We start from the raw sequence: 13,754 nt of genomic DNA, 5'->3' as shown, positions 1-13,754 counted from the left end.
AAGCACGGGGTACACAACTGATGGACGCAACATCCACAACCACCACCGCGAAAAGCGGGCACGAGAGCAAGCTCAGTGCCTCGCTGAAGTCGCGCCACCTGACGATGATGTCGATCGCCGGGGTTATTGGCGGCGCCTTGTTCGTCGGTTCCGGCAGCGTGATCCACAGCGCCGGCCCAGCCGCTGTCCTGGCCTACCTGGCGGGCGGCATCCTGGTGGTGCTGATCATGCGCATGCTGGGTGAAATGGCGACTTCCTCGCCAGACACCGGCTCGTTCTCCACTTACGCCGATCGCGCCATTGGCCGTTGGGCCGGTTTCACCATCGGCTGGCTGTACTGGTGGTACTGGGTCATCCTGATGGCCTGGGAAGCCTACGTGGCGGGTAAGATCCTGCATGGTTTCTTCCCCGATGTGAGCGTCAACGTATTCGTGCTGGCCACGACCCTGTTGCTGATCACCGTCAACTTCTTCAACGTCAAGCACTACGGTGAGTTCGAGTTCTGGTTCGCCTTGATCAAGGTCATCGCGATCGTCTGCTTCCTGATCGTGTGTACTGCTGCCGTGATGAACATCTGGCAATTCGGTGAAGTGCGTGGCATCAGCCACCTCACCGCCGAAGGCTTCATGCCCAATGGCATCACCACGGTGATCGGTGCCTTGCTCGGGGTGATGTTCGCCTTCCTCGGCGCGGAAATCGTGACCATCGCCGCGTCCGAAGCCAAGGACCCGGCCGCGCAGATCGTCAAGGCGACCAACTCGGTGGTCTGGCGTGTGTGCCTGTTCTACGTCGGTTCGATCTTCCTGATCGTTTGCCTGGTACCGTGGAACGACCCGCACCTGGGTGTTTCTGGCTATGGCGCCTACCGCCGTACCCTGGAACTGCTGGGCGTGCCGTATGCCGAGCTGCTGATGAACTTCGTGGTGCTGACTTCGGTGAGCAGCTGCCTGATCTCCGGCCACTACACTGCCTCGCGCATGCTGTTCTCGCTGGCCCAGCGTGGCGACGCGCCGTCGTTCTTCAAGATCACCCGCGCCGGTACCGGTGTGCCGGTGTACGCGATCATGGGTTCGTGCGCCGTGGCCGTGGTCTGTGCGTTGATCAACTTCAGCGAAACCCTGCGCCCGAAAGACGTGCTGGACACCCTGATGAACACCACCGGCATGATCGCCCTGCTGGTGTACCTGGTCATTGCCTTCTCGCAGCTGCGCATGCGCCGCAAGCTGATCGCCGAGGGCAAGGAAGTACGCCTGAAAATGTGGCTGTTCCCCTGGCTGACCTACCTGGTGATCGCCTTCATCGTGGCGGCGCTGGTAACCATGGCCTTCATGCCTGACTACCAGATCCTGGTGATCTCCACCGGCATCGCTGCGGCGGTCGTGGTGGCGATGGGTGTGGTGCACCAGATTCGCTCTGGTAGCAAGCAGCACTAAGCGTCATTCGCGTCTGGAAACGGCCGGCTCCCTCGGGGACCCGGCCGTTTCGCGTTGTTGGGCCTGGGCTTTTTCTGCGGGCATATGGAAACGCTGGTTCATCCACGGTGAACCGAGCAGGGCGGCCGCGCCGATCAGGGCCAGGATGGCGATTGCGATGTAGGTTTTCAGGGATGTGCGCATGCAAGGACTGACTTCAAGCAGAGGTGATCAGTTCCGGCGTAACCCTTGCGCAGCCCTCCCAGCGGGCGACAGATGGCATATGCTAGGCACATAGCCCGTCCAAAGGAGCCGCACATGGCCTGGTCCGCCAACCAGTATTCCCTGTTCGAAGACGAACGCACGCGCGCCGTACGCGACCTGATTGCCGCCATCCCGCCACGGCCGGTACGCCACGCCACCGACCTGGGTTGCGGCCCCGGCAATTCAACCGAGGTGCTGCTGCAACGTTATCCCGATGCCCAGGTAACAGCGCTGGACAGCGACCCCGACATGATCGCCAAAGCCCGCGAACGCAAACGCCTGTGCATCCCCCGGGTACGCACGGTCATTGGCGACATCGGCGGCTGGTCCGCGCCCGAGTCGCAGGACCTGATCCTGGCCAATGCCTCGCTGCAATGGGTACCTGACCATGCCTCGCTGTACCCGCACCTGGTGCGCCAGCTCAGCGAAGGCGCCAGCCTGGCCGTGCAGACCCCGGACAACCTCGACGAACCCGCCCACCGGCAGTTGCGCGAGATTGCCAGCCAAGGGCCTTGGGCGGCAAAATTCGCCGACTTCCAGCTGCCGCCCCGGCACGGTGCAGCATTCTATTACGACCTGCTCAGCCCACTGTGTGCCCGGGTCGATGTGTGGCGCACCACCTATCACCACCCATTGCCGGGTGGCGCCGAAGCGGTGGTGGAATGGTTCAAGGGCTCGGCGTTGCGCCCTTACCTGGGCCGGCTGGACGCGCAGGAGCAGGCCGACTTCCTGCAGATGTACCTGCAGGCGATGCAGCGCGACTACCCGCCGGCCACCGATGGCAAGGTGCTGTTGCCGTTCCCGCGCCTGTTCGTGATCGCTACCCGCTAGGACGGCGCCAGCGCCAGGCCACGTAGCTGTAGATGGCCAGGTTGAGCACGAGCACGAAGCTGCCCAGCAGGAGCTGGATAGGCGGTGTCAGGCCGGCGGGGTAGATCAACGGCCAGATGTAGTGCTCGACGAAGCCGCCGTCGTAGCCCGCATCCCCGGCGGCGCTGCGCATGCGATTTTCCCACGTGGTCAGTGGGCAGCCCAGGTGCAGGCACTCTACCGCCAGGCCCCAGGCCAGGGCCGGCAGGTGCAGCCACAGGGCAGGGCGCCAGCGCAGCACCAGCAGGCCGCCGAACAGCACCAGCAGGATGAAGGCCAGGTGCAACAGCACCAGGGTGTCGGCAAGAAGGCGGTACAGCATGGTTTGGGTGCCGGGGGGACTGGGATTATCCCAGCATAGTTGGGTGTTTGATCGGGCCTACACCCCTTCCTCGACCATCTGCAGGAAAGTCGCCACCACCCGCCGCGTACGCTGCTCACTCAGGCACACCAGGGTCTCGGTCAAGTGCCGCTGGCAATCGACGATCGGCAACGCACACACCCGCGCATCGGCACCGAACTCGGCCGCCGATACCACGCCGACGCCAATCCCTACCACCACCGCTTCTCGCGCTGCTTCGCGGCCCTCCACCTGGATCGCTGCGCGGATCCGCAGGCCGGCACGTTGCATCTCTTCTTCCAGCGTTTGCCGCGTGACCGAGCCGGGCTCGCGCAGCACCAGTGGTGTGTCGTCCAAGTCGGCCAGGCTGATCGAGCCGCGGCTGGCCCATGGGTGGTGGTGGGAAACGAATGCCACCATCGGGTCACGACGCAGTGGCAGGCAATGCAGGCGCTCATCGTCGACATCCCGCCCCAGCAGGGCCAGGTCGGCCTGGTAGCTGAACAGCCGGGCCAGTGATTCATCGGTGTTACCGGTTTCGATCTTCACCTGGATGCCCGGGTAGCGCTGGCAAAACCGGGCGATCTGCGGCAGCACATGCACCGGCGCATCCACTGCCAGCACCAGGCTGCCGGTGTGCAGCGCCCGCGAGTCGTGCAGCAGCTCCTGTGCCTCGGCCTCGCAGGCGAACAGGCGCTGGCTGATGCCCAGCAGCCGCTCGCCGAGATCGGTGAGCTGCACCGAGCGCTTGTTGCGGTGGAACAGCAATACCCCGAAGCGCTCCTCCAGTTTGCGCACCTGGTCGGACACCGCAGGTTGGGTAAGAAACAGCTTTTCTGCGGCGCGGGTAAAGCTGCCGTGCACAGCCACCGCGTGGAAAGCCTTGAGTTGAGCGTGAGAAACCGACATGACGACCTCAGTAACAAGCTGGGCTTATGTGTGAAATACGATAAATCGATTTTATTTATCTTGCAGCAGCTGTTTCCATGTATTTCAGCCCGACGCTGGCACTACGAGTGCCGCCAGGGCCATGGCGCTCACCCGGCGCCACCTGACCCGATGACAGCCTCGTCATCGCTGTGCGTAACACAAGAACAAGACAGGCGTTTCTTCACATTCTGCCGGCACACTCAAGCAAGAGGTCAGACTTACATGAATCATTCCCTAGCCACGTTCAAGCGTTGGCGCATGCAGATTTTCGCCATCACCTGGCTGGCCTACGCCGCCTTCTACTTCACCCGCAAGGCCTTCTCGGTGGCCAAACTGGGCATCGCCGAAGACCCCGGTTTCATGCTCGACAAGGCCGCCATGGCCAACCTCGACGCCATCTACCTGGCTGCCTACGCGGTGGGCCAGTTCACCTGGGGCATGCTGGCCGACCGTTTCGGCCCGCGTGTGGTGGTGCTGGGCGGGTTGCTGATTTCGGCAGTGGCGGCGGTGGTGATGGGCAGCTACGCCACCTTCCCGATCTTCGCTACCTGCATGCTGGTGCAGGGCCTGGCGCAATCCACCGGCTGGGCCGGGTTGTGCAAGAACATCGGCAGCTTCTTCCCGGCTTCGCAGCGTGGGCGGGTGCTGGGCCTGTGGAGCTCCTGCTATGCCTTCGGCGGCCTGGTGGCCTCGCCGTTCGCCGGCTGGTGGGCCTACACCCTGGTGGGCAGCTGGCATGCCGCGTTCTTCTCCAGTGCGGCCGTGGTTGCGCTGGTGGCGGTGCTGTTCTTCTTCCTGCAGCGCAACAAGCCTGAAGACGTCGGCCTGCCGGCGGTAGAGCCTGAGCCGCAGAGCATGGCACCGGCCGACAGCCTGTGCAGTGTTTGGGCGCCGTTGAAGGAAATCTTGCGCAACCGCACCGTCCTGACCCTGGGCCTGGCGTACTTCCTGCTCAAGCCTGCGCGCTACGCCATTCTGCTGTGGGGCCCGGTGATCGTCTTCGAGCAGATGCCCTCGGTGGGCAAGGTGGGCGCCGCGATCATCCCGACCGCCTTCGAACTGGCCGGGCTGCTGGGCCCGATCATGATCGGCCTGGCCTCCGACAAATTGTTCGGCGCGCGGCGCATGCCGGCCTGCGTGATCAGCCTGGTGTTGCTGACCGTGACGCTGGCGGCGTTCATGGCGGCCATGCACACCGGCAGTGTCATGCTGGTGGTATGCCTGCTGTTCGTCATGGGCCTGACCCTCTACGGGCCGGACTCGATGATCAGCGGCGCCGCCGCCATCGACTTCGGCACCGCCAAGGCCGGTGCTACCGCGGCCGGGTTCGTCAACGGTTGCGGCTCGGTGGGGGCGGTGCTGGGCGGGCTGCTGCCGGGTTATTTCGATGGCGTCACGGTGTTCATCGTGTTTGCCGGCTGCGCGCTGTTCTCGGCGTTGGTGCTGCTGCCGCACTGGAACAGCCGCCCGGCCAGCAGCCCGCAGAGCACCGATGTGGCGCCGAACACCAGCATGGCAATCAAGCCACTGCGTACCTGAGGAAAGCGAGCGAATGAGACCCTTCTGGCTACAACAGGCCCTGGAATCGACCGAGGACGCGGTGTGCCCGCCGCTGCAAGGCGATGCCCGTTGCGATGTGTGCATCGTCGGCGGTGGGTATACCGGCCTGTGGACGGCGTTGATGCTCAAGGAGGCGGTACCGGCGCTGGATGTCGTGCTGATCGAGGCCGATATCTGCGGTGCCGGTGCCAGCGGCCGCAATGGTGGTTGTGCATTGTCCTGGTCGGCCAAGTACTTCACCCTCGAACGGCTGTTCGGGGCAGCCGAGGCGGTGCGCCTGGTACGTGAGTCGGAGCGCAGCATCGGTGAAATCGGCGCGTTCTGTGCGGCCAACGGCATCGACTGCGATTACCGCCTGGACGGCACGTTGTACACCGCCACCAATGCCGCCCAGGTCGGTGGCACCGACGCGGTGATCGCCGCGCTGGAGCAAAAGGGCATCAACTCGTTCCGTCGCCTGCCGCTGGGGCAGGTGCAGCGCCTGGCCGGTTCGGCGCGGCACCTGGAAGGCTGGTTCTCGCCGGCCGCCGCCACCGTGCAACCCGGCAAGCTGGTGCGCGGTCTGCGCCGGGTGGCCTTGCAGCGTGGCGTGCGCATCTTCGAGGGCACCGCCATGACCGGGCTGGAGCATGGCGCCCCGGTGCAGGTGCGCACGGCCAATGGTAGCGTGCGCGCCGACCGCGTGGTGCTGGGCCTCAATGCGTGGATGGCGCGGGCCTTCCCGCAGTTCGAGCGCAGCGTGGCAATTGTTTCCAGCGACATGGTGATCACCGAACCGTGCCCCGAACTGCTGCGTGAGATCGGTCTGGACAGTGGGGTCAGCGTGCTCGACTCGCGGATTTTCGTGCATTACTACCACAACACCTCCGATGGCCGGCTGATGCTGGGCAAGGGCGGCAACACCTTTGCCTATGGCGGGCGCATGCTGCCGGTATTCGACCAGCCCTCGCCGTACCGGCCATTGCTGCGCGAAACCCTGGGCGAGTTCTTCCCGGCGCTGGCCGAGGTGCCGCTGGCGGCCAGCTGGAACGGGCCGTCGGACCGCTCGGTGACCGGCCTGCCTTTTTTTGGCCGGCTGGACGGGCAGGGCAACGTGTTCTACGGCTTTGGCTACTCCGGCAGCGGTGTCGGGCCGTGCCACATGGGCGGGCAGATTCTCTCGTCGCTGGCACTGGGGCTGGACAACCCGTGGACCCGCTCGCCGCTGGTCAAGGGGCCGCTGGGGCTGTTCCCGCCAGAGCCGATCCGTTACCTGGGTTCGCTGATGGTGCGCAATGCCATCCGCCGCAAGGAGCGCGCCGAGGACCACGGGTTGCGCCCGCGCCGACTGGATGTGCGCTTGGCACGCTTCGCTGCGGCGGCAGGCAAAGCCGATAAAGGCTGATGAGATTTCTTGTCGATCCCATGCCCGAGGGCGTATAAACTGCACCCACTTTTGGCCGGTCGCTTCCTGAACCGGCCGCTGAAACAAAGAGAGTCGACATGGGCGCACAGTGGAAAGCCAAGCATAGAGAAACAGCTGCCAACGCCAAGGGCAAGGTCATGGGCAAGCTGGCCAAGGAAATTCAGATTGCTGCCAAGTCGGGCGCCGACCCGGACATGAACCCGCGCCTGCGCCTGGCCATCGTCCAGGCCAAGAAAGCGTCGATGACCCGTGAAACCCTGGAGCGTGCGATCAAGAAAGGCGCGGGCCTGGACGGCGAAGCCGTGCAGTACCATGCCGTCAGCTATGAAGGCTTCGCGCCGCACCAAGTGCCGCTGATCGTCGAGTGCCTGACCGACAACGTCAACCGCACCGTCGCGCAAATCCGCGTGCTGTTCCGCAAGGGCCAGCTGGGTGCCAGCGGCTCGGTGACCTGGGACTTCAACCATGTCGGCCTGATCGAAGCCACCCCGGAAGGCGACGCCGACCCGGAAATGGCTGCCATCGAAGCCGGTGCCCAGGACTTCGAAGAAGGTGAAGAAGAGGGCTCGACTCTGTTCATCACCGACACCACCGACCTCGACGCAGTGCAGAAGGCCCTGCCGGAGCACGGCTTCACCGTGACCTCGGCGAAGATCGGCTACACCCCGAAAAATCCGGTGAGCGCGGCCAGCCTGAGTGCTGAAGCACTGGCTGAGGTGGAAGCGTTCCTCGAAGCGATCGACGAGAACGATGACGTGCAGAACGTCTACGTGGGTCTGACCGCCTAAAAAGCTGGGGCCGCTTGGCGGCCTATGCGTGGGCAAGCCCGCTCCCACAGGTTTTCACGGTGCTGAACTTGGTGAAAACCCTGTGGGAGCGGGCTTGCCCGCGAATAGGCCCTTGAACTCCACCGCAGGGAGCCTGCATGAACCCCACCTTCGCCTCCCTCAGCCTTGCCCACCTGCGCACCCTCGACCACCTGCTGCAGCTGAAAAACCTCAGCCACGCCGCCGAACGCCTGGGCGTAAGCCAGTCGGCCCTGAGCCGCCAGCTGGCGCACTTGCGTGAAGCCTTCGACGACCCCTTGCTGGTGCGCCAAGGCCGTGGCTACGTGCTCAGCGAACATGCCGAAGCCTTGGTCGAGCCGCTGCGGCAAGTGCTCGAAGAACTGCACGCGCTGCGCCAACCCGCCGTGTTCGACCCGGCCCGCTGCGAGCGGCGCTTCTGCCTGGCGGCCTCGGACTATGTGGCCGAGCACATGCTGCCGTTGCTGGTCGCTGCGCTGGAGCACGAAGCGCCCGGCGTATCGCTGGAGTACCGCACCTGGCAGGCCGGCCAGTATGCCTTGCTGGCCAGTGGCGAAATCGACCTGGCGACCACGTTGTTCGACGAGTCACCGCCCAACCTGCACGGGCGCCTGCTGGGCGAGGACCGCGCCGTGTGCCTGATGCGCCGCGATCACCCGCTGACTGCACATGCCGCGCTCAGCCAGGCCGACTACCTGGCGCACAAGCACGTGCGTATCTCCGGCGGCGGGGACAAGGACAGCTTCATCGACCGCCATCTGCGCGCGCAGGGCCTGCAGCGGCGGGTCAGCCTGGAAGTGCCGTTTTTCTCTGCCACGGTCAACGTGATTGCCAGCACTCAGGCCGTGGCCACGGTCCCCGAGCACATCGCCCGGCAGCTGAGCCGTTTGCACGACCTGGCCTGGCGACCACTGGGCTTCATCGACCACAGCCAGCGGTACTGGGTTGTGTGGCACCAGCGCCTGCAGGCCTCGGCCGAGCACCGCTGGTTGCGTAACCGGGTATTCGAGTTGTGGCGCCAGTCGCAGTTTGGTGTGCAGGGCGGGCATGCGGGTTTGCCATAGCAGCTATGCGGGAAGCGGGGTTATTCGGTTGGGGATAGGTGCCTAGACTGGGGCGATGCGTACCCCACAGGAGAGCGAGCGTGACCCCCGAACAATTCCGCCAGTATGGCCACCAGCTGATCGACCTGATTGCCGACTACCGACAGACCGTGGGCGAACGCCCGGTCATGGCCCAGGTCGAACCTGGCTATCTCAAGGCCGCCTTGCCCGCAACCGCGCCTCAACAAGGCGAACCCTTCGCGGCCATTCTCGACGACGTCAACAACCTGGTCATGCCCGGCCTGTCCCATTGGCAGCACCCGGACTTCTACGGCTACTTCCCCTCCAACGGCACCCTGTCCTCGGTGCTGGGGGACTTCCTCAGCACAGGCCTGGGTGTGCTGGGCCTGTCGTGGCAGTCCAGCCCGGCCCTGAGCGAACTGGAAGAAACCACGCTCGACTGGCTGCGCCAGCTGCTGGGCTTGTCTGGCCAATGGAGCGGGGTGATCCAGGACACCGCCTCGACCAGCACCTTGGTAGCGCTGATCAGCGCCCGTGAGCGCGCCACCGGCTATGCCCTGGTGCGCGGCGGCCTGCAGGCCGAAGCCAAACCGTTGATTGTGTATGTCAGCGCCCACGCCCATAGCTCGGTGGACAAGGCCGCGCTGCTGGCCGGTTTTGGTCGTGACAACATTCGCCTGATTGCAACCGATGAACGCTACGCGCTGCGCCCTGAAGCCTTGCAGGCGGCGATCGAGCAAGACCTGGCTGCCGGCAATCAGCCATGTGCCGTGGTGGCGACCACCGGCACCACCACCACCACCGCCCTGGACCCGCTGCGCCCCATTGGCGAAATCGCCCAGGCCCATGGCCTGTGGCTGCATGTGGACTCGGCCATGGCCGGTTCGGCAATGATCCTGCCCGAGTGCCGCTGGATGTGGGAGGGCATCGAACTGGCCGATTCGGTGGTGGTCAACGCGCACAAGTGGCTGGGCGTGGCCTTCGACTGCTCGATCTACTACGTGCGTGACCCAGAGCACTTGATCCGGGTGATGAGCACCAACCCCAGCTATCTGCAGTCGGCGGTGGATGGCGAGGTGAAGAACCTGCGTGACTGGGGTATCCCGCTGGGGCGCCGGTTCCGTGCGTTGAAGCTCTGGTTCATGTTGCGTAGCGAGGGCGTCGAGGCGTTGCAGGCGCGGCTGCGGCGTGACCTGGAGAATGCCCAATGGCTGGCGGAGCAGGTCGGGGCTGCGGCGGAGTGGGAGGTGTTGGCGCCGGTACCGTTGCAGACCCTGTGCCTTCGCCATCGGCCGGCGGGGCTGGCAGGGGAGGCGTTGGATGCGCATACCAAGGGGTGGGCTGAGCGGCTGAATGCGTCCGGGGATGCCTACGTGACACCGGCGACGCTGGATGGGCGGTGGATGGTACGGGTGTCGATCGGGGCCTTGCCGACTGAGCGGGGGGATGTCGAGCGGTTGTGGGCGCGTCTGCAGGATGTGGCCAAAGGCTGAAGTTGCTGGGGCTGCAGTGCAGCCCCAGCGATCTATCAGTGGCTCACCGCCTGAAAGCTGCCTTTACGGCTAGCCTCATACGCTTCCTTGTCCATCGGCTTGGCCTGCGGGTTACCCAGGTCTTCCATCGCCAGGCGGTGGGTTTCCGGAGCAATGTAGGCCGCCAGGGCGCACACGCAGGTGATGAAGAAGGCCAGCCCACCGATTACCAGCGGGATGTTTTCCGAGCCAGGTGGTGCAACCAGGGCGAACAGCGCCGGCAGCATGGCAGTCAGCATGGTGCCGATGTTCTGTGCAATGGCCATGGCCGAAACCCGGTAGCGGGTTTGGAACAGCTCTGGGTAGAAGCTTGGGAACACCGCGTTATAGCCCTGGTAGACCATGCCCCACATCACGATCGAGGCGGTGAACGCCAGCGGTACGTTCTGGATGCTGATCGCATACAGGTAGACGAAGGCCAGCAGGCCCGAGCCCAGGCAACCGGCGATCATGGTCGGGCGACGGCCGATCTTGTCCGACAGGTTGCCGACAAACGGAATCACCAGCACCGCGACGATGTTGCCGACCACCGGGATCCACAGGTACACGCTCTTGTCGAAGCCGATGCCGTAGGCAGGCTGCACCGCGTAGGCCGCACCGAATATGGTGGCCACGACCGGGATCACGTTCATCAGTGCCATGAACATCACCAGCACCATGTGCTTCCAGCTGTGGCGGAAGGCTTCGCTGATCGGCGACTTGGCGACTTTGTCCTGTTTCTCTTCCTTCACGAACGCCGGGGTTTCGTGCACTTCCTTGCGGATGATGAAACCGGCAATCAGCACGATGGCGCTCATCAGGAAGGGGATGCGCCAGCCCCAGTCGTTGAAGGCTTCGGTTGGCATGAAGTAGGCCAGCGGCAGGAATACCGCGGCTGCCATCACCTGGCCGGCCTGTACGCCCTGCAGGGTAAAGCTGGCGTAGTAGCCTCTGCGGCCGAATGGCGCATGCTCCATGATCATCGAGCTGGCCCCGGAAATTTCACCGGCCACGGCAAAGCCTTGGATCAGGCGCAGCACCACCAGCAAGGCCGGTGCGAGGAAGCCGATGTCGTGGTAGGTCGGCAGCAGGCCGACGGCCATGGTCGACAGGCCCATCAGGAACATGCACAGCAGCAGCACGTTCTTGCGGCCGCGGGTGTCACCCCAGTGGCCCAGCACGAAAGCGCCAACCGGCCGCGCCAGGTAGCCCACCCCATAGGTGGCCAGCGAGGCGATGATGGCCATTTTCGGGTCGGTATTGGGGAAGAAGATCTGCGGGAAAATAAGTGCAGCGGCCTGGGCGTAGATGAAGAAGTCGTAGTACTCGAGTGCCGAGCCTATCCATCCACTGGCGGTCGCTTTTTTCGCTTGCGAGCTGGAGTGAGCCATCGTTGTCTCCGTTGTTATTGTTGTTTGCGCAGGTTCCGCCAGGGGGTATTTGCCAAGGCAGGAGGCAGCGGTCGGTGTGCCTGCGTCTGTGGTTCATGTTGACCACGGGCCAGTAGACTGGCAATTCGCTAAAACGGGTTGTGTGCGATAATCGAACGCAAAACTAACCATTCCGTACAAAGAGATTGAAGCGACGACTTTACCTGCGAATAATCGATCGTGCCATAAACTGTGACAGGTGTTTTTACTTGTCAGGCACCGTATTTCACTAACAACAAGGAACTCCCGCCATGCAGCGTTCGATCGCTACCGTGTCCTTGAGCGGCACACTGCCGGAAAAGCTCGAAGCCATCGCCGCCGCCGGTTTTGACGGCGTCGAGATCTTCGAAAACGATCTGCTTTACTACGCGGGCAGCCCGCGCCAGGTTCGCCAGATGTGCGCCGACCTGGGCATTGCCATCACCCTGTTCCAGCCGTTCCGCGACTTTGAAGGCTGCCGCCGCGACCGCTTGCAGAAAAACCTCGACCGCGCCGAGCGCAAGTTCGACCTGATGCAGGAACTGGGTACTGACCTGGTGCTGGTGTGCAGCAACGTCCAGGCCGATGCCCTTGGCGATGAACAGCTGCTGGTCGACGACCTGCGCCTGCTCGGCGAGCATGCAGGCAAGCGCGGGCTGCGCATTGGTTACGAAGCGCTGGCCTGGGGCCGCCACGTCAACACCTACCAGCAAGTGTGGAACCTGGTGCGCCAGGCCGACCATCCGGCGCTCGGGGTGATTCTCGACAGCTTCCATACCCTGTCGTTGAAGGGCGACCCGAGCGCGATCCGCGACATCCCCGGCGACAAGATCTTCTTCGTGCAAATGGCCGACGCGCCGATCCTGGCCATGGATGTGCTGGAGTGGAGCCGCCACTTCCGCTGCTTCCCGGGCCAGGGTGAAATGGACATGGCCGGCTTCCTCGCGCCGATCCTCGCCACTGGCTACCGTGGCCCGCTGTCGCTGGAAATCTTCAACGACGGCTTCCGCGCCGCGCCGCCGCGGCAGAACGCCGCCGATGGCCTGCGTTCGCTGCTGTACCTTGAGGAACAAACTCGCCTGCGCCTGGAACAGGAAAACACCCCGATCGAACCTGGCGTGCTGTTCACTCCGCCACCGGCCAGCACCTATGATGGCGTCGAGTTCCTTGAATTTGCCGTCGACGAGGCCGTCGGCGCCCGTCTGGGCAGCTGGTTGAAGCGCCTGGGCTTTGCCGAAGCGGGGAAACACCGCAGCAAAGAAGTGCAACTGCTGCGCCAGGGCGACATCAACATCGTACTGAACGCCGAGCCGTATTCGTTTGGCCACAACTTCTTCGAGGCCCACGGCCCGTCTCTGTGCGCCACCGCCCTGCGGGTCAAGGACCAGCAGGCGGCCCTGAAGCGTGCCACTGCCTACCGTGGCCAACCATTCCGTGGCCTGGTTGGCCCTAACGAGTGCGAAGTTCCGGCGGTACGTGCACCGGATGGCAGCCTGCTGTATCTGGTGGAGCAGGGCACCGCCGGCCATACCTTGTACGACACCGACTTCAGCCTGGACTCGAACGCCACCGCCACTGGCGGCCTGCGCCGCATCGACCACATGGCCCTGGCGCTGCCGGCCGAATCGCTGGACAGCTGGGTACTGTTCTACAAGAGTTTGTTCGACTTCGCCGCCGACGACGAAGTGGTGCTGCCCGACCCGTATGGCCTGGTCAAGAGCCGCGCTTTGCGCAGCCAGTGCGGCACCTTGCGCCTGCCGCTGAATATCTCGGAAAACCGCAACACCGCCATCGCCCATGCGTTGTCCAGCTATCGCGGTTCAGGGGTGCACCACATCGCCTTCGATTGTGACGACATCTTCCGTGAAGTGGCACGAGCCAAGCTGGCCGGTGTGCCGCTGCTGGAAATCCCGCTGAACTACTACGACGACCTGGCGGCGCGCTTCGACTTCGACGACGAGTTCCTCAGCGAGCTGGCTTACTACAACGTGCTTTATGACCGCGATGCCCAAGGTGGCGAGCTGTTCCACGTGTACACCGAGCCGTTCGAGGAGCGTTTCTTCTTCGAGATCATCCAGCGCAAGGGCGGCTACGCCGGCTACGGCGCGGCCAACGTCGCGGTGCGCCTGGCGGCCATGGCCAAGGCCCGCAGTGGTGCGGCGCGCAAGCCAGTCCTCTGACTG

The 13,754-nt window shown here is 64.2% G+C and carries 12 protein-coding genes; 8 read left to right on the top strand and 4 right to left on the bottom strand.

The features are described from left to right. The first annotated feature begins 20 nt into the window (after positions 1-20). Positions 21-1,433, top strand: coding sequence for an amino acid permease (locus DMX11_RS09045; RefSeq protein WP_004575400.1), 1,413 nt, complete (start codon positions 21-23; stop codon positions 1,431-1,433). Between the two features lie 3 nt (positions 1,434-1,436). Here the strand turns inward: DMX11_RS09045 and DMX11_RS09040 are convergent, their stop codons facing one another. Continuing rightward, positions 1,437-1,616, bottom strand: coding sequence for a hypothetical protein (locus DMX11_RS09040; RefSeq protein WP_110744208.1), 180 nt, complete (start codon positions 1,614-1,616; stop codon positions 1,437-1,439). A gap of 114 nt (positions 1,617-1,730) precedes the next feature. Here DMX11_RS09040 and tam point away from each other — a divergent pair, with 114 nt between their 5' ends. Continuing rightward, positions 1,731-2,507 (top strand): trans-aconitate 2-methyltransferase, encoded by a 777-nt coding sequence (gene tam / locus DMX11_RS09035; protein ID WP_110744207.1) that lies wholly within the window; start codon positions 1,731-1,733, stop codon positions 2,505-2,507. Here the strand turns inward: tam and DMX11_RS09030 are convergent. Together DMX11_RS09030 and DMX11_RS09025 are read right to left on the bottom strand one after the other, a co-directional pair. Further along, positions 2,497-2,868, bottom strand: a complete 372-nt coding sequence (locus tag DMX11_RS09030; RefSeq protein WP_110744206.1) for a DUF2784 domain-containing protein — start codon at positions 2,866-2,868, stop codon at positions 2,497-2,499. The two genes, tam and DMX11_RS09030, sit on opposite strands and share 11 nt — an antisense overlap. Before the next feature lie 57 nt (positions 2,869-2,925). Next, positions 2,926-3,795 carry a LysR substrate-binding domain-containing protein gene (locus tag DMX11_RS09025; RefSeq protein WP_064490792.1) on the bottom strand — a complete coding sequence of 290 codons (870 nt, stop codon included), beginning with the start codon at positions 3,793-3,795 and terminating at the stop codon, positions 2,926-2,928. Between the two features lie 243 nt (positions 3,796-4,038). Here DMX11_RS09025 and DMX11_RS09020 point away from each other — a divergent pair, with 243 nt between their 5' ends. From DMX11_RS09020 to DMX11_RS09000, 5 genes are all read left to right on the top strand, one after another. Beyond that, positions 4,039-5,355, top strand: a complete 1,317-nt coding sequence (locus DMX11_RS09020; RefSeq protein WP_110744205.1) for an MFS transporter — start codon at positions 4,039-4,041, stop codon at positions 5,353-5,355. A 13-nt stretch (positions 5,356-5,368) separates the two neighbouring features. Then, entirely contained in the window at positions 5,369-6,760 is a 1,392-nt protein-coding gene (locus tag DMX11_RS09015) for an FAD-dependent oxidoreductase (RefSeq protein WP_110744204.1), read from the top strand. A gap of 98 nt (positions 6,761-6,858) precedes the next feature. After that, positions 6,859-7,569, top strand: coding sequence for a YebC/PmpR family DNA-binding transcriptional regulator (locus tag DMX11_RS09010; RefSeq protein ID WP_110744203.1), 711 nt, complete (start codon positions 6,859-6,861; stop codon positions 7,567-7,569). Positions 7,570-7,706: 137 nt separating this feature from the next. Continuing rightward, on the top strand, positions 7,707-8,651 hold the full coding sequence (locus DMX11_RS09005) for a LysR family transcriptional regulator (protein WP_110744202.1): 945 nt from the start codon (positions 7,707-7,709) through the stop codon (positions 8,649-8,651). Positions 8,652-8,731: 80 nt separating this feature from the next. Then, positions 8,732-10,144 carry a DOPA decarboxylase gene (locus tag DMX11_RS09000; protein ID WP_110744201.1) on the top strand — a complete coding sequence of 471 codons (1,413 nt, stop codon included), beginning with the start codon at positions 8,732-8,734 and terminating at the stop codon, positions 10,142-10,144. Between the two features lie 35 nt (positions 10,145-10,179). Here the strand turns inward: DMX11_RS09000 and DMX11_RS08995 are convergent, their stop codons facing one another. Beyond that, the gene (locus DMX11_RS08995; RefSeq protein ID WP_110744200.1) at positions 10,180-11,553 is read right to left on the bottom strand and encodes an MFS transporter; all 1,374 of its coding nucleotides are present in this window, start codon (positions 11,551-11,553) and stop codon (positions 10,180-10,182) included. Between the two features lie 290 nt (positions 11,554-11,843). On the opposite strand from DMX11_RS08995, the gene quiC reads away from it, so the two are divergent. Further along, entirely contained in the window at positions 11,844-13,751 is a 1,908-nt protein-coding gene (gene quiC, locus DMX11_RS08990) for a 3-dehydroshikimate dehydratase QuiC (RefSeq protein WP_110744199.1), read from the top strand. Positions 13,752-13,754 lie beyond the last annotated feature (3 nt).

The organism is Pseudomonas sp. LB-090624 (genome assembly GCF_003205205.1).
Taxonomy (GTDB): Bacteria; Pseudomonadota; Gammaproteobacteria; order Pseudomonadales; family Pseudomonadaceae; genus Aquipseudomonas.
The sequence above is the reverse complement of the archived record's forward strand: the minus strand, read 5'-3'. Positions and strand labels throughout refer to the sequence as shown.